16 protein-coding genes and 1 other RNA gene are annotated in these 22,825 nt (G+C 42.5%); 9 read left to right on the top strand and 8 right to left on the bottom strand.

What is annotated here, in order from left to right:
* Positions 1-12: 12 nt before the first annotated feature.
* Positions 13-1,437, bottom strand: coding sequence for an adenosylhomocysteinase (gene ahcY, locus JMX70_RS07355; protein ID WP_144296236.1), 1,425 nt, complete (start codon positions 1,435-1,437; stop codon positions 13-15).
* Positions 1,438-1,748: 311 nt separating this feature from the next.
* Positions 1,749-3,686 (bottom strand): TonB-dependent receptor plug domain-containing protein, encoded by a 1,938-nt coding sequence (locus tag JMX70_RS07350; RefSeq protein WP_201590886.1) that lies wholly within the window; start codon positions 3,684-3,686, stop codon positions 1,749-1,751.
* 387 nt (positions 3,687-4,073) lie between these two features.
* Here JMX70_RS07350 and JMX70_RS07345 point away from each other — a divergent pair, with 387 nt between their 5' ends.
* Complete coding sequence (locus tag JMX70_RS07345; RefSeq protein ID WP_227671196.1) at positions 4,074-6,032, top strand: mechanosensitive ion channel family protein; 1,959 nt, start codon at positions 4,074-4,076, stop codon at positions 6,030-6,032.
* Between the two features lie 59 nt (positions 6,033-6,091).
* Here JMX70_RS07345 and JMX70_RS07340 read toward each other — a convergent pair whose 3' ends face one another.
* From JMX70_RS07340 to JMX70_RS07320, 5 genes are all read right to left on the bottom strand, one after another.
* Complete coding sequence (locus JMX70_RS07340) at positions 6,092-6,724, bottom strand: DNA-3-methyladenine glycosylase family protein (RefSeq protein WP_201590884.1); 633 nt, start codon at positions 6,722-6,724, stop codon at positions 6,092-6,094.
* Positions 6,725-6,859: 135 nt separating this feature from the next.
* Positions 6,860-7,591 carry a Smr/MutS family protein gene (locus JMX70_RS07335; protein ID WP_201590881.1) on the bottom strand — a complete coding sequence of 244 codons (732 nt, stop codon included), beginning with the start codon at positions 7,589-7,591 and terminating at the stop codon, positions 6,860-6,862.
* Between the two features lie 76 nt (positions 7,592-7,667).
* Positions 7,668-8,555 (bottom strand): indole-3-glycerol phosphate synthase TrpC, encoded by an 888-nt coding sequence (gene trpC, locus JMX70_RS07330; protein ID WP_144296232.1) that lies wholly within the window; start codon positions 8,553-8,555, stop codon positions 7,668-7,670.
* Between the two features lie 129 nt (positions 8,556-8,684).
* Complete coding sequence (trpD, locus tag JMX70_RS07325) at positions 8,685-9,803, bottom strand: anthranilate phosphoribosyltransferase (RefSeq protein ID WP_201591091.1); 1,119 nt, start codon at positions 9,801-9,803, stop codon at positions 8,685-8,687.
* A 121-nt stretch (positions 9,804-9,924) separates the two neighbouring features.
* The gene (locus tag JMX70_RS07320; protein WP_201591089.1) at positions 9,925-10,548 is read right to left on the bottom strand and encodes an anthranilate synthase component II; all 624 of its coding nucleotides are present in this window, start codon (positions 10,546-10,548) and stop codon (positions 9,925-9,927) included.
* A 680-nt stretch (positions 10,549-11,228) separates the two neighbouring features.
* Here JMX70_RS07320 and glnA point away from each other — a divergent pair.
* The 3 genes from glnA to JMX70_RS07305 all read left to right on the top strand — a co-directional run bounded on the left by glnA (position 11,229) and on the right by JMX70_RS07305 (position 15,390).
* Positions 11,229-12,638 carry a type I glutamate--ammonia ligase gene (gene glnA / locus JMX70_RS07315; RefSeq protein WP_068405236.1) on the top strand — a complete coding sequence of 470 codons (1,410 nt, stop codon included), beginning with the start codon at positions 11,229-11,231 and terminating at the stop codon, positions 12,636-12,638.
* Between the two features lie 195 nt (positions 12,639-12,833).
* The gene (locus JMX70_RS07310) at positions 12,834-13,661 is read left to right on the top strand and encodes a DUF4124 domain-containing protein (RefSeq protein ID WP_201590879.1); all 828 of its coding nucleotides are present in this window, start codon (positions 12,834-12,836) and stop codon (positions 13,659-13,661) included.
* A 421-nt stretch (positions 13,662-14,082) separates the two neighbouring features.
* On the top strand, positions 14,083-15,390 hold the full coding sequence (locus JMX70_RS07305; RefSeq protein WP_201590877.1) for an RNA-guided endonuclease InsQ/TnpB family protein: 1,308 nt from the start codon (positions 14,083-14,085) through the stop codon (positions 15,388-15,390).
* A gap of 81 nt (positions 15,391-15,471) precedes the next feature.
* Here the strand turns inward: JMX70_RS07305 and JMX70_RS07300 are convergent, their stop codons facing one another.
* Positions 15,472-16,188, bottom strand: a complete 717-nt coding sequence (locus JMX70_RS07300; protein WP_201590875.1) for an SIMPL domain-containing protein — start codon at positions 16,186-16,188, stop codon at positions 15,472-15,474.
* A 267-nt stretch (positions 16,189-16,455) separates the two neighbouring features.
* On the opposite strand from JMX70_RS07300, the gene ffs reads away from it, so the two are divergent.
* The 5 genes from ffs to serC all read left to right on the top strand — a co-directional run bounded on the left by ffs (position 16,456) and on the right by serC (position 22,754).
* Positions 16,456-16,552: signal recognition particle sRNA small type (gene ffs, locus JMX70_RS07295), an RNA gene on the top strand.
* Between the two features lie 207 nt (positions 16,553-16,759).
* Positions 16,760-17,356: a LemA family protein gene (locus JMX70_RS07290; protein WP_201590873.1), complete on the top strand. Its 597-nt coding sequence runs from the start codon at positions 16,760-16,762 to the stop codon at positions 17,354-17,356.
* A 50-nt stretch (positions 17,357-17,406) separates the two neighbouring features.
* Positions 17,407-20,463, top strand: coding sequence for a M48 family metalloprotease (locus JMX70_RS07285; RefSeq protein WP_201590871.1), 3,057 nt, complete (start codon positions 17,407-17,409; stop codon positions 20,461-20,463).
* Positions 20,464-20,608: 145 nt separating this feature from the next.
* Entirely contained in the window at positions 20,609-21,523 is a 915-nt protein-coding gene (locus JMX70_RS07280) for a hypothetical protein (RefSeq protein WP_144296227.1), read from the top strand.
* A gap of 121 nt (positions 21,524-21,644) precedes the next feature.
* A complete protein-coding gene (gene serC / locus JMX70_RS07275; protein WP_201590869.1) occupies positions 21,645-22,754 on the top strand; it encodes a 3-phosphoserine/phosphohydroxythreonine transaminase in 1,110 nt (369 codons plus the stop codon).
* Positions 22,755-22,825 lie beyond the last annotated feature (71 nt).

Raw genomic sequence — 22,825 nt, 5'->3', positions numbered from 1 at the left:
GTCTGACTCCTATTAGTATTTATAAGCGTCAGGCTTAAACGGACCTTCGACAGGTACGCCTAGATACTCGGCTTGTTTTTCAGTCAGTTTCGTCAATGTACCGTTAAAGCCTGCAACCATTGCCGCCGCAACTTCTTCATCGAGTTTTTTCGGTAACACTTTAACGTATAAATTATCAAAGCGCTCATCGACTGGCAGCTCAGCGAATTTTTCTTCAAACAAGTACATTTGTGCCAATACTTGGTTAGCAAATGAGCCATCCATCACGCGCGATGGGTGACCAGTAGCATTACCTAAGTTCACCAAGCGACCTTCAGCAAGCAAAATCAAATAATCGTTTTCGTCATCCGAGCGGAACACTTGATGCACTTGTGGCTTAATCTCAACCCAGCGCCAATTGTCACGCATAAATTGCGTATCAATTTCGGTATCGAAGTGACCGATATTACAGACGACCGCACCCGGTTTTAGCGCGGCTAACATATGTTTGTCACAAACGTGATAGTTACCGGTAGTGGTAACAATTAAGTCAGTATCTTCTAATAGACGAGTGTTGATGTTTTCTGCGCCGCCAGTGTTATCGCCATTGATATAAGGTGACAATACTTCATAGCCGTCCATACAGGCTTGCATAGCACAGATAGGATCAACTTCTGATACACGGACAATCATGCCTTCTTGACGTAAGCTTTGGGTAGAGCCTTTACCCACATCGCCATAACCGATGACTAAAGCGCGGCGACCGGCAAGGAACATATCGGTAGCACGTTTGATGGCGTCATTTAAGCTATGACGGCAGCCGTATTTGTTGTCATTTTTAGACTTGGTAACCGCATCGTTGACGTTGATAGCCGGTACTTTTAGCGTACCTTTACCCAGCATTTCAACCAAACGATGGACACCTGTAGTAGTTTCTTCGGAGATACCATGGATATTATCAAGCATTTGGGCATAATCATTATGAATCAAAGCAGTCAAATCACCGCCGTCGTCCAAGATTAAGTTTGCATCCCAAAGCTGACCGGACTCTTCACCGCCAACGTGAATTTGTTGACGCAAGCACCACTCGTACTCTTCTTCGGTTTCGCCTTTCCAAGCATAAACAGAGATACCAGCAGCAGCAATTGCTGCCGCAGCATGGTCTTGGGTTGAGAAGATGTTACATGAGGTCCAGCGTACTTCTGCACCTAGCGCGACAAGCGTCTCGATGAGGACAGCCGTCTGAATAGTCATGTGGATACAGCCAGCGATTTTTGCGCCTTTAAGCGGTTGGTCGGCTTCGTAGCGACGACGCAAACCCATCAGGGCAGGCATTTCGGCTTCAGCTAGGGTGATTTCACGGCGACCGTAATCAGCAAGGCTAATGTCGGCAACTTTATAGTCAGTGAAAGAGGGGTCGATCGTATGGGCAGATGGGGTGTTAGACACTGCGTCCATAATATGCTCCTATCAGTTAATAGATAAAAAGAATAAAAACGCAGGTGCCGTTATTTGCGCTGTTCGTAACCCAAAATGGTCATAAACAGTTAACCGAGCCTAACATAACAAATGATTTGCAAAGCGATAAAGCTTATATGCAATAAGATTTATTATGGCGCAACACCTCTCGGAGGTCGTTATTGTAATTGATGGTGATTAATTTGTCACCTATTGGCTGCGGAAAATCGTAAGTGCTTGCGTCATAAAAAAAGCCATCGATCGATAGCCTTGATTATTTATATATAAGTTCTGGTTCTTACCAAATAAGCTTAAAACCAGTTATAGGTGAGTGAGGTGAAGAAGTTGATACCATCTTGGTTGTAACGTGAACCATATTCCCCAAAAATTTCATTAGTTGAGTAATCTACGTTAGTTAAGTTGTTGATGCGGCTTGTCCATGTTAGATTTGGGCTAAGGTAATAATTACCACTAATATTAAGTAGTGTATAGTCATCCATAAAAGTACTATTGTCTGCTGAGTTATGTATCTTGCCAATATACTCGGCTTCGGTACGAATATCGAAATCAGTTGCTTGATAGCCTACGTAAATAAGCCCAGTATGCTCAGGACGAAATACTAACTGTTTACCTTTATTGACTTCCGAACGATTTTCGGCATTTGTATATGTATAATGTCCACCAAATAGAACATTACTCAATTGCCAGTCCGAGGTGAAGCTATAGCCTGACAGTTTAGCTTCATCCACGTTACGTGCTTGGAATTTTCCAGTAGCTTCGTCAAATTCATTGTTAATGAGATTATCAACATCACCATTAAAGCCAGTTAACCGTGTATTTTGAAAATTGGTGTTTGATTCAACAAATAACTCTATGTTTTTGCTTTTCTCAACTTTTAAATCTTCATTCGGTACATAATATGAGCTTTCAACGTATAAGTCATTTAAAGAAGGTGATTTATATCCCGTAGCGAAGCTTGTACCAATACGCAGGTTAGGCATTAGTTTAAAAGCATAGCCTAAACTAAACGTGGTTTCATCATCAAATTGAGAATTATCATCAAAACGTACATTCGCTTGAAAGTCGTGTCTACTTTCATTAACTTGATAGCCCAAAAAACCACTATTTATTTTACGTTCATTAATTTTATAGCTATCGACTCCGTTAGCAGGCGTATTATCATTGATGTCTACTTCTTGCTTTAGCCATTCCCCACCAGCCTGTACTTGTCCTATAGGTAACTGATAGGTGGTTAACAAGTTAACCTGTTTCTGTTTGGTTTCAAATTCATCACCAACTTTATTATCCAACTTATCCAAACTCTGACCTGCTGATAAGCGTACTGTCAGCTTATCGTTTTCGTATTGTGAAAATGCGGATACAGCACCGTTTTCCTGCTCGATTTCTGCATCGGCGCTATTATTAAAATCATCAAATTCAGTCGTTGATTTGGCAAAAAGACCTGTTGCACCAATGCTAATATTTTGTGTTAGAGGAATGCTTGCATTTAGTGCAAAGTTATTGCTTTTAAAGCCATCATCATCTTTATTATTACCAGATTGGTATTCAAGGGCACTAATTCCCTTAGTTTGGTTACGACTAGCCGATAGGCTAAGTTTGCTGCCTTGAGCACTTGCAAACTGTGCACTAGCACCGTAAACGTAATGATCGTGTGAACCAACGCCAGCAATGACAGAAAAGTTGCTTTGTTGAACATCGCTACCTTTAGTGAAAATTTGAACAACTCCGCCCATGGCATCAGAGCCATAAATACTAGAGCCTGATGCTCCGTATAGTATTTCAATGCGATCAATCTGGCTTGTTGGTAATAATGCTAAAGCAGGCTGACCTGTGGACATTGAGCCATAGCGTACGCCATCAAGTAATATCAGTACACGTTTGCTATCATAACCACGCACATAAAAGTTACTACTGCTACCCATGCCACCATCTTGCTTAATACTAAAACCAGGCTGGCGCTTTAAAACTTCTAATACTGTCTGACCTTGATAACGTTGTAGCTCTTCTTTATCAATCACGCGAGTTTGGGCAATGGTATTGCTGATTTTAGTTGGCGTACGCGTCGCGGTTACCACAATTTTATCAAGCTCGACCTGTGGCAGCTCGTTGTCATTAACAGTACTAACGTCTGTAGTAGCAGCCATTGCTGTATTGATAGCAAATAAACCAAGCGCGCTTAAGATACTCAAGCGAAGATAGGTGGTCGAAGATGAACGTGATAAAGCCATATTGAATTCCAAAATTGAATGACAAGTTGAACAAAGTAAAAAGTTACAGAAGCGAGAGCCTAAAAGTAAAAAATTACAAAAATTAATACGAATTTTACATGCGCTTATTATCTATAAAAGCTACGTACTTATAAACCACTTTGTCTTAATATTTATTCAGCATACGCTGAGTGATGCTCATGATGACGGGGATTTATTTGGGTTGTTTAGCCATTAGTAGTGTTTTTTAAGCCTTTAAATAAATATTATCTGCATTAAAGGCAAGCACTATTTTAACCAGTAATAAAAACATGCAATCAAACGCATTGCTGTGATTAATAATTGCTATTATAGTGGCGGATTTCATTTATTTACTGTGCTGCTCTTCCTAAAGCTAAGAGGTTTGTTTTGTCTATTCAGCGTCATCTGAGTGCTCGTACTGCGCCATCTGCATCATTTATATCTTTAAAAACAAAAACGCCGCTCATGATAACGGTGTTTTTCTTTGCGACGCTATTGAGTGTATTAAGCGTGGTTTTTTCACATAAGGCGCTTGCTGCCGAAGCCAACATATTGGGCGTGGGTGGTCAAACTGAAGAGGTGGTCAATACCTCGGTGCCCGATTCTTTCGGACGTGATACGCCGCGCCATACCGTACAAGGCTTTATTAAAGCGTTGGGCGATAACGACTATCTGCTGGCCAGTAATTATCTAAATTTATCCAAGTCTGATAATCCAACCACTGTGGTGCGCCAATTTAAGCAAGCACTCGATGCGGGCGGGCGTTTTCAGCCTGATTTGCAAATTAACAATACGCCTGAGGGAAATTTAAGCGATCAGCTACCGCCAAGCCAAGAAAACGTCGGCGTGATTAATGTGGGCGATAAGAGCGTGCCGCTGGTGCTCGAAAGAGTGGCCTCTAAGCAAGGCGAGCAGTATTGGCAGTTTTCAAACGATACCCTAAGCTCGATACCAGAAGTGATAGAGAATTATCAGCCGACGCTGGTTTCGCGCTACACCATTGACTCATTAGATGGTAAAAAGCTATTTGGTTATCAGATTTCTGATATATTGGCGGCATTAGCCATTATAGTCAGTAGTTTTATCTTCACTTACATCGTGGTTTGGCTGCTCTATTATTTATTAAAACTGATTTATCCTCGCCTACGAGGTGAGACGTTACCTTTACCTAATAATGTGATATTGCCACTGACCGTCGTTATCACGGCGCTGATATTGGCCGAGGTCATGGTTTATGCTGGTATATCAGTGACACTGCGTGAACCGATTAAGCGCTTTACCGACATTGCCTCTTGGGTAGCGACGACATGGCTATTACTGCGGGTTATTGATTCGATATTTACCCGCGCGGTCAATTTAAGTTATAAGAAAAACTATACCGAGCGAGTTTCTATCTTGGGTTTGATGCGCAAGGTGGTCAAAGCGCTATTATTAATCTTTGCCGTTATTGTTATTTTTGGAAATTTAGGATTTGATTTGACCACAGGGATTGCCGCATTAGGGGTCGGTGGTCTAGCCTTAGCACTAGGTGCGCAAAAGACGATTGAGAACTTGGTCGGCAGTGTGGTGGTGGTGGCAGATTCGCCAGTACGCATCGGCGACTATTGTAGCTTCGGCAACCAAGCAGGTACGGTGATTGATATTGGTATTCGTTCATCACGAGTGCGCACGCTGAACCGGACGATTGTGACGGTGCCTAATAGTGATTTTTCATCGATGCAAATTGAAAACTATACCTCGCGGGATATGTTTCACTTTTTGCATAACTTATATATCAAACGCAATGCGGATATCGATGTGGTCTTCAAGATGGTCAAAAAATTAGATCAATTTTTGGACGAGCACGAGCTGACCAATCAGGAGTGGAATCAGGCCAATATTTCAGAGCTGCGCCAAGACTGCTACGTCATTCAACTGCGCGCTTATATTAATGCTGTCGACTCGATAGAGTTTTATCGCAAGCAAGATGACTTGTTGGTCGATGTGTTGACCCTGGTGAAAAAATACGATGTCGAGCATGCGCTGCCAACGCAGCAGCTGATTGTCAATCAAGCCGAGCTTGAGCCACAACCTCAGCTAGAAACCGTGACCGATGATTCGATAAACGAAGCAGTGGACGCAAGCGATGCAAGTGAAGCAGACACTGATGCCAATAACGACAATGCTGATGAGCAAAAGGCGCTTGATTTAAATAAAAACGCTGACAGTGCGACGAGTGAGAAAGAGGCTCGTAAAGACACCACTAAAAAGCAAAAACTACAAAAGCATAAACATCGTCTGTTAAAAAAAGGTCAGTTTAAACACGCCAAAAAGAAATTTGGTTTTTCTATTTGGAATCAGCCTTAACATTTTGTGTGGTGATTTTACTTAAGGTTTATTGAACGTTTTATTTATAAAGCTATGGCTTATAAAGGGATAGCAGTTTTTTGACGTAAAAAACCATAATATTGCCATAACAATAAGCTGGCAGCGCTACGGTGCGGTGACCAATCTTGGGTCAGGCTTTTTAATTGTTTTGGCGTTGGGCGCTCTTCTAAATCTAATAATTCCATCGCTGCAACTTTAATGGCTAGATCATCAACTGCCAGCACATCAGCGCGCTGTAACGAAAATAGCAGATACATCTCGGCTGTCCAGCGTCCAATACCAATAACAGCCGTCAGGGTATCGATAACGTCGTCGTCGGGTAGGGTTGTTAAGGCAGAAAAATCTATATTGTGCTCGACCAAAGAGCGCGTATAACGAATTTTTTGCTTAGATAGCCCTTGCGCGCGTAAATCCTCGTCTGTCGCTGCCCGAATCGCTGATGGCGTCGTCAAACCTGCCTCTACCAAGCGTTGCCATATACTAGCTGCCGCTGCGACTGATAGCTGTTGCCCAACCATCGCTCTCATTATTTGCGTAAAGCCGCCTGCGTTATGGCGTAAATCAGGCACACCCACTTGCTCATAAACAGCCGCAAATTTTGGCTCGAGAGCAATCAAAACATTGATATGTGCTTTTAATTCTTGTTCATTTTCGATGGTTTGTATATTCATAGAGAAATCACTTACTAAAAAATATGCAGCAAAATGATAGGAAGGTTTATCAAAGCGCGACTACAAAACGAGAGGGTAAATCTTTGATATAAAAAAGGACTGCATGGTGGCAGTCCTTTTTTTCGATCTATAATTTTATTCTTTATCGGTTTTGGTCTTTTTAAGTAGTACCAGTACCGCACCATTGCCACCATCTTTCGGCGCAGCCGAGCAAAATGCCAGTACTTCTGGCAGTTGACGTAACCAACCATTGACGCAGGTTTTTAAAATAGCCTCAGAACCTTTACCGTGGACGATTTTCACCACAGTTTCATTGTTTTGCTTGGCTTGGCTGAGCAGTTGGGTCATTGCATCGCGCGCTTCTTCAATGGTGCAACCATGGATGTCTACCGCATCATACCAGCGTAGCTTACCTTTTTTAAGCTGATCAAAGATTTTGTTTTGTAAGGTCGGCTGCTTATAAGACAAATAAGCTTCGCCGGCGACAGGATTTAATAGCGCTTGCATATCTGACAAGCCTGCGCCCAAATCACCAGCTTCGCTCCCTTGAGCAGCCGCACGTTTTGAAAGCGTTGCAGCGTCAGGATTACCTGCTTTAGAGGCGTTGGCAGGTGTGCGCACGTTTTTGTCTTTTAGCTGGTTGACGCCATGCATCGCTTGCATAAATAGCACTTTATCGTCGTCGATATGTTCGCTATCTAATTGCTTGACCGTTTTTTTGACTTGTTTTTGGGTCAAGAGTGAGACAGGTTCGGTTGGCTTTTCATTTTCACCTTCTGGTGAATTGGTATCGCGACCTTTACTCAGTTGCCCTTTAAGTTCTTTTAATTGGTCTTGCATTTCTTTTGAAAATAGAGAGTTTGACATAATAATTAACGTATCGTTGGTGAGTGAATGAGTGATTTAATGATTTATATCGTACATAAAATAGATGGGGTTTACTTTACGCCTGTGCTGCGACGCTCGCAAGTAAGGATTGTAACGCTTGCCCTGGATGCTCGGTCTTCATAAATTGCTCGCCGATTAAAAAGTGCTGAATATCATTATTGAGCATCAAACGAATATCATGGCTGCTATGAATGCCACTTTCGGTGACAATAAGCGGCCGTTCTAGACGGTCATTAGGATTGGCAGCGAGCGCATCATCGATAGCTAATTCGCGCAGCAGGGTGTTTTTTAAATCAAGCGTCGTTTGTAAGTCGACATCAAAGGTGTTTAAATCGCGATTATTAATACCATAGATATTATGCGCTGAACGTGGCAACTGTAGCGCACGCTCAAGCTCATCTGCTGTATGAACTTCAATCAAGACATCCATACCCAGCTCAATGCTTAGCGCATGCAGCTCTTGTACTTGCGCCTCATCAAGACAGGCCATAATCAATAAAATACAATCAGCGCCCATTAAGTAAGATTGGTAAATCTGATAAATATCTACCATAAAATCTTTGCGCAATATGGGCAAATTGCAAGATTGGCGCGCTTGGATTAAGTAGCTATCATCACCTTGGAAATAATCACGGTCGGTGAGTACTGATAAACAACTGGCTCCCGCTTGCTCATATTGCTTGGCAAATAGCGCAGGCTCAAAGTTATGATTGATAATACCTTTAGACGGCGAGGCTTTTTTAATCTCCGCAATGATACCAATATCAGCGCTGCGTAAAGCATTGGCAAAACCGCGACGTGGCTGGGTATCAGCGGTGGCTTGCGATTTTAATGCCTCAAGCGATACTGCCGCACGAGCAGCAGCAACTTCCTCGTGCTTGGTAGCAACGATACGCTGCAACACTGAAGGAATCGCGGTGTCTGATTTTGGTTTGGCGGTCATGGCTATATTCCGTTATTTGGTAAAAAAATTAGGGTAACAATTAGGCTAATAAATTAAGGCGGCACACATAGTTGCGATTAACAGGGTTATGAGCCACGTATTTCTTATTAATTCTAAGCATTTAGCTTATTAAACTTGGTCAGCTAATTGCTGCGTATATTTGGCTAAGTCATCAAGCTTACTCAAAGCGTCACCATTTTGAATGACTTTTTGGGCGCGGCTCACGCCATTCGGATAGTTGCTGGCAAGTCCTGCGGTATATATCGCCGCTCCGGCATTTAAGGCAATCATATCACGGGCTTTTAGAACAGCGCGGTCATTAGTATCTGCTCCTGATAAAGCGGCACGAATCAGCTCAAGACTTTGGGCAGGAGAATCGACATCAAGCCCAATTAAGGTTTGTGACTCAACGCCCGCATCTTCTGGCATCATCTCATAAACAGAGATTTCACCGTCTTTTAACTCGGCTACCGTGGTTGAAGTTGCAAGACTGATTTCATCCAAACCATCTTTGGCACCGACCACCATTACATGACGCGCGCCCAGATTTTTCATCACTTTTGCCAAAGGCTCACATAACTGGGCGGTAAAGACGCCGATAACCAGATTTGGCGTGCCAGCAGGGTTGGTCAGTGGACCTAAGATATTAAAAATCGTCCGCGCTTTTAGCTCACGGCGTACCGGATTGGCGTAGCGCATCGCACTATGATGATTGGGCGCAAATAAAAAGCCAATCCCTTGATTCTCGATACACTGCTGTGCTTGCTCTGGTGTCAGGGTTAGGCTAATACCGGCTTGCTCAAGTAAGTCTGAGCTACCAGATTTGGTTGAAACGCCGCGGTTGCCATGCTTAGCGACTTGCGCCCCAGCTGCGGCTGCGACCAAGGCTGCCGCTGTTGATACGTTAAATAAGTTAGCGCCATCGCCACCAGTACCGACGATATCGACCATGTAGCGACAGTCTCTTGGGTTAATATTGGTAGCTAAGTCACGCATCGCACTGGCTGAGGCGGTAATCTCGTCGATGGATTCGCCTTTCATCCGCAGGCCCGTCAAAATCGCACCCATCATGGCATCGCTGCATCTGCCTTGCATGATGACGAGCATGACTTGATACATCTCGTCAAAGGTCAAATCAATATGCTGAAAAATCCTGCCTAATGCGGTGGTCAGAAGCTTATGAATACTCTCATCTGGCAGCTGATTGATGCTCTCAGCATTTTGCAGGTTTTGCTTATCTTGATTCATGATTGATTTTTTGTCCTGCATAGCGGCAGCGGTCATAATATTCTCACTTATTATTATCTTTTATAGTTGTCGTTTAAATACATTCATTGGATTAAAAAATAGGGTTCGTCTTTTAAAACACTTATCCTACTTTTGGTAAATTATCTGAGGATAAAACTGCTAACTGATGCATTTGTAAAAAATTATTCAGCAGCTGATAACCCGCTTCGCTTAAAATCGACTCAGGATGAAACTGGACGCCCTCAATCGCAAACTCGCGGTGGCGAATGCCCATGATTTCTTCGATATTGCCATCAGCATTTTGAGTCCAAGCGCTAACTTCAAAGCAGTCGGGTAAGCTTGCTTGCTCAATCACCAATGAGTGATAACGGGTAAACTGGGCTGGATTTGGCAAGTTGGTAAAAGCGCCTTGACCATTATGATAAATAGCCGATAACCGCCCATGCATAACCTCGCTTGCTTTGACGATTTTACCGCCAAAGGCTTGACCGATTGCCTGATGTCCCAAGCAAATACCTAATATCGGGATAATGCCTTTAAAGGTCGCAATCACCTCTAGCGAGATACCAGCACTGTCAGGATCACAGGGGCCGGGACCAATAACAATGGCATCTGGCGCAAGTGCTTTAATCTCATCAATACTGATTTCATCGTTGTGCCAAACGCTGATGTCCTGCTGCAATTCACCGAAGTACTGTACAATATTGTAGGTAAAGCTGTCGTAATTATCGATTATCAAAATCATCATTTGTTCAACTTATTATCTTTAACCTAGTGTCTTAATCTTGGTGTTCTTAGCTTCGTGTTCTTAGTGTAGTGTCTTTAATTCAATAGGTTCAACAGCGATGCGATTTTAAACGCTGTTATCTTAACACTATTTCGTTATCTATCAAACGTAGCGCTGTTGCACGCTGATAGTAATAAATGCTCTATAAAGGTGCATTGCTAAGTTAAATTTTCTAAATTTTGCACTATTATGGGACGTCATTTAATATATTCATCTTTGAGTTTGCTAGCTATACATAGCAATTGCTATGCAAATAACGCTTTAATATAAAAGATTTATATTACGTAAATGTTTGTATTTATTGTAGATAATTATTACTTTCAGCCTTTGGAAATTTTAAAAACTTGATGGCCCGAAGATGAGTTGGCATAGTAGCTGCAATTCTTATAGGTGTGAATAGCTCGCTATTAAAGCGATGTAATATTATTTACCAAGATGCATTTGAAGAGTTCAGCATTATTGGCCAGATGTTGCTAAAATAGCACCTGCATTTATTTGGCTCATAAAAATACTTAAAGCTTAACGCCAGAAAATCAGCTGAGCTTTAAGAAAAAAACAACTTTTAAAAAACTTTTCGTCTAAAATTTTCATACTACGTTACAATTTTATTACCATGTTAACCATAAGGGAAACTTTCCATGTCGAACAAATTACTTGATCTTATCGAATCATCCAATGCCAAATGGGTCGATTTCCGTTTCACCGATACCCGCGGCAAAGAGCAACACATGACTTTCCCAGCGCACAGCGTTGATGAAGAAGTGATGGAAGATGGCAAAATGTTCGACGGCTCATCGATTGCTGGCTGGAAGGGTATCGAAGCCTCAGATATGATTTTGCGCCCTGACCCAGAAACTGCCTTTATCGACCCATTCTTTGACGCAGTTACTGTGGTGGTGACTTGTGACATCATCGAGCCATCAACGCTGCAAGGCTATGACCGTGATCCGCGCTCTATTGCTCGTCGGGCCGAAGAATACTTAAAATCAACGGGTATTGGTGATACCGCTTTTTTTGGTCCTGAGCCTGAGTTCTTTGTTTTTGACGAAGTAAAATGGTCGGTTAATATGTCTGGTGTCAGCCATGAAATCGTCGCTGAAGAAGCCGCTTGGTCAACCAATAAAGCCTATGAGTGGGGCAACATGGGGCACCGTCCACGCGTTAAAGGCGGCTATGTACCAGTACCACCGGTTGATAGCTCACAAGACATGCGTGCGGTAATGTGCGAGCGTATCGAAGATATGATTGGCGAAGGTTGTATCGAAGTCCATCATCATGAAGTGACTCCTTGCCAGTTAGAAATTGGCGTGGCATTTAATACTTTAGTACGTAAAGCAGACGAAGTACAAAAGCTAAAGTATGCCGTCCATAACGTTGCCCACCAGTTTGGCAAAACCGCCACCTTTATGCCAAAACCTATCGTTGGTGATAACGGTTCTGGTATGCACGTGCATATTTCTATCTCAAAAGACGGCGTCAATACTTTCTCAGGTGATGAATATGCCGGCTTGTCAGAAACCGCACTATACTTTATCGGTGGTATTATCAAACATGCCCGTGCTTTAAATGCGATTACCAACCCATCGACCAACAGCTATAAGCGTCTTGTGCCGCATTATGAAGCGCCTATCAAGCTTGCGTACTCAGCGTCTAACCGCTCGGCGTCTATCCGTATTCCACACGTTAGTAGCCCAAAAGCGGTACGTGTTGAAGCGCGTTTCCCTGATCCAGCAGCCAATCCATACCTGGCGTTTGCAGCGTTATTGATGGCAGGTCTTGACGGTATTCAAAACAAAATGCATCCAGGCGAAGCCGCTGATAAAAACTTATATGACTTACCGCCAGAAGAAGAAGCACTCATTCCAACGGTTGCTGAAAACTTAGAAGTGGCCCTACAAGCGTTAAAAGATGACCATGAGTTCTTATTAAAAGGCGATGTGTTTACTAAAGAGATGCTAGAAGCTTACATCGCGCTGAAGCAAGAAGAAGTACAACGTGTCAATATCACCGTCCATCCTGTTGAGTTTGATTTGTACTATAGCTGCTAATTAATAATTAATAGGCTCCATTGTTTTAAATAAGAAAAACCAGCTAAATTATATTTAGCTGGTTTTTTTGTGGGCAATTAAAGTAGACGTTTAATTGTTAAATTTAGTGTAAAGTCATTACTGATTTAATGGCAAAAATATCGCATAATGGTTACATCTATATATTAATAACAAATCGCTTTAGGCTGATTGACTATGAGTTCATCATTTAAAAGTACTGTTTTTTTAAATAAAGGGTTGTCGGTAAGTTTGCTGACAGGGCTGATTATTAGCACCGCAAGCCTTTACGCGCCGATGGCAAATGCCGCTGCTATTTATAAAGTTGTCGATGAAAAGACCGGTCAAGTGACCTTTACCGACCGTCCGCAAAACTACGAACAGCAAGCTGGCAAACAAATTAGCCAAACCAGCGTCATGACTAGCAGCGACAGTGTGGGTGCAAATAGTTCTAGTCAAACCAACAGTGCCAACAACCAGCCTGTCAATACTACTCAAGCATCTGCTGCTAACAGCACTGGCACCACCAGCACCACTGCTAACAGTAACAAAACCGCTAATAAAGCACCCATTAATTATCAGCTGACGATAACAGAGCCTAGCGAAGAGCGGGCGTATCGTCGTCCGGTACAAAGCATCGATGTCAAGGTGCAAGTAAAACCAGCCCTACAAGCAGGCGATAGCGTGAGCATTTACTTAGATGGCAACGAGGTGGCGCAGGGTTTGAGCGCTTCGATTGCAACTGTTGATATCTTGCCAGGCACGCATAATATCAAAGCGGTGATAAAAGATAAAAAAGGGCAGGCAGCAAAACAGGTCGAGCGTACCGTCTACGTCATTCAAAACACGCAAACCTTGCAAAAAAATAAAAAATTGGCAGAGCAGCTGTTGGCGTATCAGCGCCTACCTTGGCACCAAAAAGTACTATTAAAACTGCGTCAAGATGGCAAGCATCCTAATATGTTGTCATTTACTAAGCCAATAGTTGATAAACCCATAACGCTTGAAGAACTGGTAAAAAAATAAATCTGAGTCACTGTGTTAAAGGCTAGTAGTGAAAGGTTAACAGTGAAAAGATAGCGGCAATCCATTAACAATAATTGCTGGACATAAAATAAGGGCAGTCACTGAAAGCAGTGATTGCCCTTATTGGTAGAAGTTAGTAATAATATCTATCAAACCGCGAAAGAGGACTCCATCCGACATTAGGGTGGAGGTGAATTTCGCCTCATTGTTACTGTTTATTTACACATCCTGACCGTGAATTTGATATGCTTATTAAGTATTGTTATATTAACCCCACTCTCAACTTATTTTTCTAAGGTATTGGTTTACTTAGTTTTTAAAATTTCAGTTAAAACAATTAGAATTTTAAATTCTATAAAAATCAAAAGCCTACGATAAGTTGAGATTGGCGTTATATTAATAAACTCGCCAAGACTATTCCATGAAAATCAACAAAGCGTATAAATTTAGGCTTGAGCCTAATGCAGAGCAACAGATTATTCTAAATAGTCTTGTCGGCTCTGCACGTTTTGTTTGGAATCAAATACTAGCGATCTCATTTGAGATGTTTGCCAAAAATGAATTTATTAATGCCACCAACTTGGTTAATAAAATCATGGATCTAAAGAACAATCCTGATTTTGACTTCTTAAGAACCCATGCCAATGCCGTGTCCTTACAACAAAAAGTACGTGATCTCGCCTCTGCTTGGTCACGTTTTTTTGATCCTAAAGTTCATGCCAGGCTCAAAGAAAATAAAAAGAAACCTCGTAAACCCAAGTTTTTTAAACTGGCTAATGGAATGGAGATACCACTTCGTCCACTAATGCCACGCTTTAAGCGCAAATCCGATGGCTGTGACTCAATTCGCTTGGTTCAATTTGATAAGTATTGCCGTGTTGAGGGTAATCGCGTCAAACTACCTAATGGCGTGGGCTTTGTGAAATTTAGAAAATCACAAGACATCATCGGCACCATTAAAAACATCACTATTAGCAAGAAATCAGGGCACTGGTACGTGTCTTTTGGGTGTGAGCGAGCACTGGATCAAAACCCAATTCACCCCTCTACAAGCGCCATAGGTATTGATTTAGGTGTCACTAAACTCATTACCACCTCAGATGGTCAGCACATCAAACCCAAAAACAGCTTTAAAGCCAATCAAATTAAACTGGCCGCATTACAGCGCCAATTAAGTAGAAAAGTCTTATTCAGTCAAAACTGGAAAAAGCAGAAAAACAAAATACAAAAACTCCACCATCATATTGCCAATATTCGCCATGACTACTTGCACAAAATCACCACCGCGATCAGCAAAAACCACGCCATGATTGCTTGTGAGGACTTAAAAGTAGCCAATATGTCGAAATCTGCTAGTGGCTCTGCTACTCAGCATGGGCGCAACGTCAAAGCTAAGTCAGGATTGAACAAGTCTATCTTAGATCAAGGTTGGGGTATGATGGTCGATATGATTGAGTACAAGCAGCATTGGACAGGCGGATTACTTGTCAAAGTCAATCCGCAATATACCAGCCAAACCTGCTTTGAGTGCAAGCATATCGCCAAGGAAAATAGACGCACTCAAGCTAAATTTGAGTGCATCCAATGCGGGCATAAAGCAAATGCTGATGTGAATGCAGCTAAAAATATTCTTGCGGCAGGACATGCCGTGTTGTCTGTGGAGGGAGGATGCGGTAAAGGTCGCCCGATGAAGCAGAAAACTTGTGATATTCGTGAGAATGTCGCCTAAGAGCTTATGCTTTTAGAATCCCCCGCTTGAGCTTGGCGAAAGTGGGGGAGTATGTCAATGCTTAACTCATTACCTCTGCGTTTATTTCGTTAACTCAATCGTACCATTCGCAGTCACTGAAATGGTACTGTTGCCCGATTCAAAGCTTTGGCTTGGTACTGAGGCATCCGCCGCTTCAGCTTTCATATTCATCGCGCTATACATAGGGCGAGGGTAGTTGCTACCGGTATTTAGATTGACAGTGACGATACGATAACCGCGCGCATCCCATGCACGAGTCAGGTTTTTAGCCTGCTGCTGAAAGGCGCGAGAAGCATCGGTCATAAGCTTTTGCTCTAGCGCATCTTTTTTAGCGTCTGAAACCCCAAAGTTTAGGTTTTCCATCACTAAGGTCTCTTGCAGGTCTGCAATCAGCTGACTGGTCGCGGCAAAGTCAGTGCTCTTTAAGTCGATGCTGGCTTGTCCTGTCCAACCAATGATTTTGTCATTTTTATCATAGCGCGGATAAGTGCGCTGCTGACCGGTACTGACCGTCACACTAGGGTAGCGTTTTGCGATTTTCATCGCATTGTTGATAGAAGTATTAAGCGTTGTAGCTAGCGTCTTAGCATCTGTTGCCTGTGCTTTTTTATACATACTGGCGCGAACTTCATCGTTCTGGACTTCTTCTTTGACTTCTGTCTGAAAGGTCAGCTGATCGTAGCCTGTGGGTTCTGCATGGGCGCTACCCATCATCGCGGTCAGTAGGGCGGCCGTACCCGTAGCAAGTGCGGCTTTGTTCATCCAAGTGTTTTTCATAATTATCTCCTAATGAGTGCTAGTAATGGTAATCTCAATTATCTGAGTCACATTGATTTACGTTGTTATAATGCGCATTGTTATATCCGCTGTTGTTTGTATTCATTTTTTATTCAACAGACCTTAGGTAAAATAGCAAAAAATAAAGGGGTTGATGTGAGAATTTTGTCACTTAAGTTACAGGCTCATTGAGCCTCTAAAGCAAACAGTTTGACGATAGGGGTTGTAATAATAAAAAATTCTTGTATAATCTGCGACTGGTGGCTCCATTGGTAGCCTCGCAACATTGTTCTATGAATCCCGCCAGGACCGGAAGGTAGCAACGGTAATAGTTATAATGTGTGCCGAGGATGTGCTGATGGAGTCGCTTTTTTTTGCCTAAAATTTGATGATAGCTATTCTTTATAGTCTTGGTCATTAAATATTAATAATAAGTCCTTCATCGTAAAGGGCTTTTTTTTCGCCTCCAATTCGCCCGATTTTGAACTTTGAGCAATATATATGGGTTAAAATACAATGTAGTAACCTTTAATAACAATTTTGTGAACAAAAAACCTTTTGGAGTCTGATAATGAAAATGTTCGTTTGGCTATTCATTGCAGTGGTGATATTGATCGTGGTGTTTGGGGTGTCAGTATTTAATAAGCTGGTACGTGCCCGCAACCAAGCAAAAAATGGCTTTGCACAAATCGATGTGCAGCTAAAGCGCCGTCACGATTTGATTCCAAATTTGGTCGAAACCGCTAAACGTTATCTGACCCATGAAGAAGAGACGCTGACCCGTGTGATTAATGCGCGTAATCATGCCCAAAGCTTGCAAGATTCTACTAAGCATCAGCCAGATTCGCTTGAACATATGGCGTTGTTTGCCAAAGCAGAGGGTATGTTGTCAAAAGCCTTGAGGCAATTTTCAGCGGTCGTAGAAGCCTATCCTGAGTTAAAAGCGGACAGTATGATTAAAGAGCTGATGGATGAGCTCACCAACACTGAAAACCGCATAGGCTTTGCCCGTCAGCATTATAATGACAGCGTGATGTTTTATAACAATGATCGCGAAGTATTTCCCAATAATCTTGTCAGCACAACCTTTGGCTTTCGTCCACTTAGCCCATTGGTCTTTGAAGATAGAAAACTCATTGCTCAAGCACCTGTCGTCGATATGGGCTAATATTTGTATCATATTAAATGCAGTTAGTTATGGTTAGGTAAAATACATAGATGGATTTCTTTGGTGCACAACGTAGCCGTACTCAGCGCAGCTTGTTGCTTTATGGGCTATTTTTTCTGATTGTCTTTGCCCATATTGCTGTAGCACTTGGGGTTATGGCGCTGCTGCTCATGCTATTTACCGGTGGCATTTATCATTGGGTATTAATACTGGTTGCTGTCTGGACAATCGGTAGCTTTGTCGTTGGTAGTTTTTTAGAGTACAGACGCTTAAAAGCAGGTGGTCGGGCGATTGCTCAACGTGTGGGTGCAGTGCGCTTGTTTATCGACCACAGCCAAGACGCTTGGGAGCATAGCCAAGGAGTTGCCCATCAGTATCAGCCTGTATCAAAAGTTCGCTTTAGTGCCCGCCAGATTGCCGTGCGTGATGAGCGGGATTTCCCGTCTGTTTATCGGCGTTATTATGAGATTGCCCAGCAGCTAGCCATTGCTTCAGGTTTGCGAATGCCAATTTTATATGTGTTGCCTGATGAGCAAGGCATTAATGGTTTTGTGGCGGGTCGCCATAGCCAAGATATGGTACTCGTCGTCACCCAAGGCGCCCTCGATAAGCTATCTGATGAGGCGCTATACGGGCTAATAGGGCATGAGTATGGTCATATCTTACATGGCGATGCGACGTTTAATTTACAGCTAATGGTGGTGCTAGCAGGATTGCAATTACTCTATGACTGGAGTGATTCTATTAATAATTTTGGTTCTGGTTATAAAGTCAGTTATCAAAACACTCAGCAAAACACTCAGCAAAACTATTTTGATGGCTCTTTTAATGATGCGGTCAATCAAAGCAACCCTTTACCGCAAAAAGCAATCGATAGCCATGCGCGTCGCACTGAAGCGCAGACAGCCAACTTTACCACTCATAGCGAATGGGTAGCCTACTGGCAAAGCCAATCGCAAAGCCAGCAATCTTCAGCTAAGGGTCAGTCAAGATGGCTACAACATAATAATAAGTTTGATAATCAAGCACCGCGCAATATTTGGACATTATTAATTCATGGTTTGAGCTTTTCTAGTATGGCCAGTGCGCAGCTGATTAAACACAGCTTTAACCGTGAGCGCGAGTTGCTTGCTGATGCGACCAGTGTGCAGCTGACACGTTCGCCGGCTATTATGGAAACCTTAAAGGCCATTCATCAAGATGCGCTTGGTTCGCGCTTAACTGGCATCGCCGATATCAATGGATTAAGTCATTTCTTTTTTGCCAGTAGTGGTGCTGATTTGGGTGACGTATCATGGTTTGCCACGCATCCAAGTTTGGCTGAGCGTATGAGTGCCATCAATGCCAACGCTTATCATGATTTCGCCGTGCAAGTGGCTAAAGAAAAACGTCTCAATCAGGAAAAGATAAAAGAAATTTATGAGCAGCGCCGCTTGGGTGATTGGGGCGTGATAGTAACAAATAGCCTAAGTGAAAATAAATTCACTGATAAAAATATTAATAATACATGCAATGATGTTATTGACGAAGATGCCATTCAAAAAAATACTATTCAAAAAAATACTATTCATAAAGCTGCTATCGAAAAAGAAATCGCAACCTATTCTACTAGTGAGATAAATAATGAATTGCAGAGCGACAGTGGGCTTGAATTTGTTGTAGAGCAAGATGTTGTTATTAATGGGCGTTTGCAGGTGCAAGCAGAAGATATCGGTACTCATCAGCTGCTTAAGCCGTGGCAAGCTAAACCTGATAGTGATTTGCCATCAGATACCTTGATTGGTATCGAAGATATACAAAAGGTATCGCTACCGCAGTATGTGCTCAATCACAGTTATCATCCGCTCGGAGCGCAAGCTCTGATTGAAGCTGTGCTGCTTTGTCATCAGGGTTATGTGCTGTCAACAACAGCAACGTATGATTTAACTGACATCTGGCTTGGGCTTGATAAGGATAAGAGATTTTCTGCTGAAACTAAAGTTGATATAAATAACACGCGAGTTTTACCGCATACGATAGATCACAAATTATTAACGGCAGTGGCAAACCTTGACAGGCGCTTAGACAGTGCTTTGATGGCATTTGCCTTAAAGCAACTACGCCAGCATGATTTATCAGAAAGTGCTATCGATGAGTTGCGCTTAAAATATGAAGCCAGTCATCGTAATCAAGATCATCAACATTACGTGCAGCAAAAAAAGTGTCGGACGATGCTAGTGCGCTATCAGCAAGGTATCATTGAGCTGTTTGAAAACTTACTTACGGGTGATCTAAGCCAAAATATCGCTCATAATATAGATAATGATGATTCTATTGATAAGTCTACATCCGTATTAAATCCTTTAGAGAATACGTACTCGCGATTGTCTCGCTCGCCATCGATTTTGTCCTTATGGCAGGCGCTACAGATGCAGCAGTTATTACCCATAATATCTGCCGTATTAAACGATACACAGGCGCAGCTGCATCTTCGTCGCCAATACCCTTCATACTATCAATGGCAGCAAGTATTGCACGCTGGCACGGATGATATTTATGCTCAGCTTGACCCGTCAGGGCAGGTGTTTGATGGTCTTGATGTTGCCGCAAAAACCATGCTTACTTTATTGGCGTATCGCTTAGCAAAGGATGCCAAAGGGCAGATGATATCCGCACTAGATAGCGAATTACATAGCTCAGTGCTCAGCTATAATAGTGCTAGCATTGCTCATTATCTTGTAGATTTACGCCGTCATGCACGTTTGATTGATATTGATTTAGCTGCCGTTAGTGAGGCAAATTTGCAATGGCTACTATTGACTGCGCAAAATCTAAATAGTATTCAATTATTGGCATTAATAGCAGCAGTGCCTATTTTTATAGCGTCTGCCAGTCAATCATCTGGCTCTCAAGCCAAAGGTGCTGATAATTATCGACAGAGGCAACAGGGCGACGCTCAAATAGATTATAATGCGATTAATAATAAGCCTTATGCTTATAATAATTACCGGCAATGGCTGAGTACGTTGCATACAGTGATGTTACACGATACGATAGTTAGTCAAGATGAATATGATTGCTTGACCGAGCTTGCCAATCATTGGTTAGGCGTTCGGCAGCTTTTTTAAGCAATGTCATTGACGGCATTTGAGTATTATTTTTTAAATTGAATCGACTATATTTTTAATCTTTTTTTTAACATCGTTCTTTAATATTGTTTTTGACATTAAAAGCCTGTAAATCCATTTTAGATAAGTAGGATAGTAAATAAGCATGAGTGATATCCAAGACCCGCTAATTGTATTGCAGCATCGTATGCAGCAGCGCCAGATTTTAGCGATGATGGGTATCAATCAGTGGGTGCAGCCAAGCTCTGAAACCATGAATATTGCCGATATTTCTGCGCCTACTCTGCCTGAGCAGACTACCGCTAACTCAACTTTATCTAATGCCAGCACTCCATCTAATGCTGCAGCTTCTTCTGCGACGAGCACTGAACAGCCAAGCATTGAATCTTCTAATATTGCATCTTCTAATATTGAATCCCCAAATATTAATGCCATATCAGATATGCTAGATGATGAATCTAATCATTCTTATGATGACGCTAATGAGACAGGTTTAAGCCATTCTGACCCACAAAGCCCCGTCACCTATCATTTTGACTCGACTGCCCCTGTCATCTCTAAGCCCGCCGTTACCTCACTTGTAAATACGGTCGTTCAGCAGACTGCTTTTGGTGACATAAATAATGCTGCAAGCTGTGAAGATGGCAGTTTTAAAAACAGTGGTTTTAACAGAGAGGGCTTTCAAGAGGAAAGCTTTAAAAAGGTAGCACCCTTTGATTTACAAGGTGGTCGCTATGGCGATTGGGTAATTTTGGTTGATATCCAAGCCCTCAATAATGACAGCCAAAAGCTTTGGCAAAATATCACCCAAGCGCTATCTATCAGCTGTGAGACGACCTCATTTCCTATTTGTGAAGGTATGGATACCGCTGAGCTTGCCAATGCCAGCCTTGCAGGATATGTGTTTAAGATTGGTCGTCGCGAAGAGATAAAAGTGGCGGCATTGACCGTATTACCTGACGGCCTTGAGCATCCGAACTTTACGACTGTGCCCACACTCGATGAGATGCTTAAAGATAGCAAACTTAAACGTCAGCTTTGGGAGCAGTTATCAAAGTAGAATTAAAGGCTTGCCACTTACTATTATTACGACTACTACGACAGAGATTAAAAAATAACGATAACATTCACCTTTAACCTTTAATAACCACGATGATCTCATCATATTTAGGATAATGATTATGACCACTAAAGCCGCTCCTAACCGTGTACCCAATTTTTCAGCGGGACCTGCCACCATACCGAACGCCGTCTTATCACGCGCTCAAGAAGAGTTGCTTGATTGGCAGGGACGCGGTATGTCGGTCATGGAAGTGAGTCACCGTAGTAAAGAATACATCGCGATTACTGAAAAAGCGGAAGCCAAGTTGCGCTCGCTCATGGACATTCCAGATAACTATAAAGTGCTATTTTTACAAGGCGGTGCCAGCTTACAGTTTTCAGCGATTCCATTAAATCTGTTAAATGGTGGCCGCGCCGACTATCTAACGACAGGTACTTGGTCTGGTAAAGCGGTCAAAGAAGCACAGCGCTATGGCAAACTGGGTTTGGGCGAGGTTAATGTGGTGGCAACGGGTAAAGACAGTAATTTTACCGACGTGCCAGCCCAAAGCGACTGGAACCTGAGTAAAGATGCGGCGTACTTTCACTACTGCGCCAATGAAACCATTCATGGTGTACAAATATTTGAGCCGCCACAAGTCGATGCGCCAATTATCGCCGATATGTCTTCTTGCATTTTGTCACAGCCAATTGACGTGTCTAAATTCGGCATGATTTACGCGGGTGCGCAAAAAAATATCGGGCCAGCAGGATTAATTATTGTCATTATCCGTGAAGATTTATTAGGCAAAGCGAGTGAGTGGTGCCCGCTGCTGATGAATTATGAGCATCAGGCGGAAAAAGAGTCGATGTCAAACACGCCAGCGACGTATTCTTGGTATTTAGCAGGACTGGTATTTGAGTGGTTGGAAGAGCAGGGCGGTGTCGCTGCTATCGGCAAAATCAACCAGCAAAAAGCGGATTTACTGTATAAAACGATTGATGACAGCAGCTTTTATAGCAATCCAGTTGACCCCAAATATCGCTCTATCATGAATGTGCCGTTTACGTTAGCCGACAGTAGCCTTGATAAAGTGTTTTTAGAAGAATCGGAAGCAGCAGGCCTCATGAATCTAAAAGGTCACCGCGATGTCGGCGGTATGCGCGCCAGTATTTATAATGCGGTGTCACTAGATTGGGTGCAGCAGTTGGTTGACTTTATGATCGCCTTTGAAAAAAAGTACGCTTAAGTTAGCATAAGTTTTAAAATAAAAGACGCAACTTTATAAGCTGCGTCTTTTTTTTATGACTATTAGGGTTT

The organism is Psychrobacter pulmonis, assembly GCF_904846465.1.
Lineage (GTDB): Bacteria > Pseudomonadota > Gammaproteobacteria > Pseudomonadales > Moraxellaceae > Psychrobacter > Psychrobacter faecalis.
This window is presented reverse-complemented; position numbering and strand designations above follow the sequence as displayed.

What these genes read in the sequence shown, in the direction of transcription:
- trpC (WP_144296232.1), bottom strand. Translation starts at nt 8,555, where the DNA reads ATGACCGCCAAACCAAAATCAGACACCGCGATTCCTTCAGTGTTGCAG.
- JMX70_RS07350 (WP_201590886.1), bottom strand. Translation starts at nt 3,686, where the DNA reads ATGGCTTTATCACGTTCATCTTCGACCACCTATCTTCGCTTGAGTATC.
- JMX70_RS07310 (WP_201590879.1), top strand. Translation starts at nt 12,834, where the DNA reads ATGAGTTCATCATTTAAAAGTACTGTTTTTTTAAATAAAGGGTTGTCG.
- JMX70_RS07300 (WP_201590875.1), bottom strand. Translation starts at nt 16,188, where the DNA reads ATGAAAAACACTTGGATGAACAAAGCCGCACTTGCTACGGGTACGGCC.
- JMX70_RS07320 (WP_201591089.1), bottom strand. Translation starts at nt 10,548, where the DNA reads ATGATTTTGATAATCGATAATTACGACAGCTTTACCTACAATATTGTA.
- JMX70_RS07280 (WP_144296227.1), top strand. Translation starts at nt 20,609, where the DNA reads ATGAGTGATATCCAAGACCCGCTAATTGTATTGCAGCATCGTATGCAG.
- serC (WP_201590869.1), top strand. Translation starts at nt 21,645, where the DNA reads ATGACCACTAAAGCCGCTCCTAACCGTGTACCCAATTTTTCAGCGGGA.
- JMX70_RS07335 (WP_201590881.1), bottom strand. Translation starts at nt 7,591, where the DNA reads ATGTCAAACTCTCTATTTTCAAAAGAAATGCAAGACCAATTAAAAGAA.
- glnA (WP_068405236.1), top strand. Translation starts at nt 11,229, where the DNA reads ATGTCGAACAAATTACTTGATCTTATCGAATCATCCAATGCCAAATGG.
- ahcY (WP_144296236.1), bottom strand. Translation starts at nt 1,437, where the DNA reads ATGGACGCAGTGTCTAACACCCCATCTGCCCATACGATCGACCCCTCT.
- JMX70_RS07290 (WP_201590873.1), top strand. Translation starts at nt 16,760, where the DNA reads ATGAAAATGTTCGTTTGGCTATTCATTGCAGTGGTGATATTGATCGTG.
- JMX70_RS07340 (WP_201590884.1), bottom strand. Translation starts at nt 6,724, where the DNA reads ATGAATATACAAACCATCGAAAATGAACAAGAATTAAAAGCACATATC.
- JMX70_RS07285 (WP_201590871.1), top strand. Translation starts at nt 17,407, where the DNA reads ATGGATTTCTTTGGTGCACAACGTAGCCGTACTCAGCGCAGCTTGTTG.
- trpD (WP_201591091.1), bottom strand. Translation starts at nt 9,803, where the DNA reads ATGAATCAAGATAAGCAAAACCTGCAAAATGCTGAGAGCATCAATCAG.
- JMX70_RS07305 (WP_201590877.1), top strand. Translation starts at nt 14,083, where the DNA reads ATGAAAATCAACAAAGCGTATAAATTTAGGCTTGAGCCTAATGCAGAG.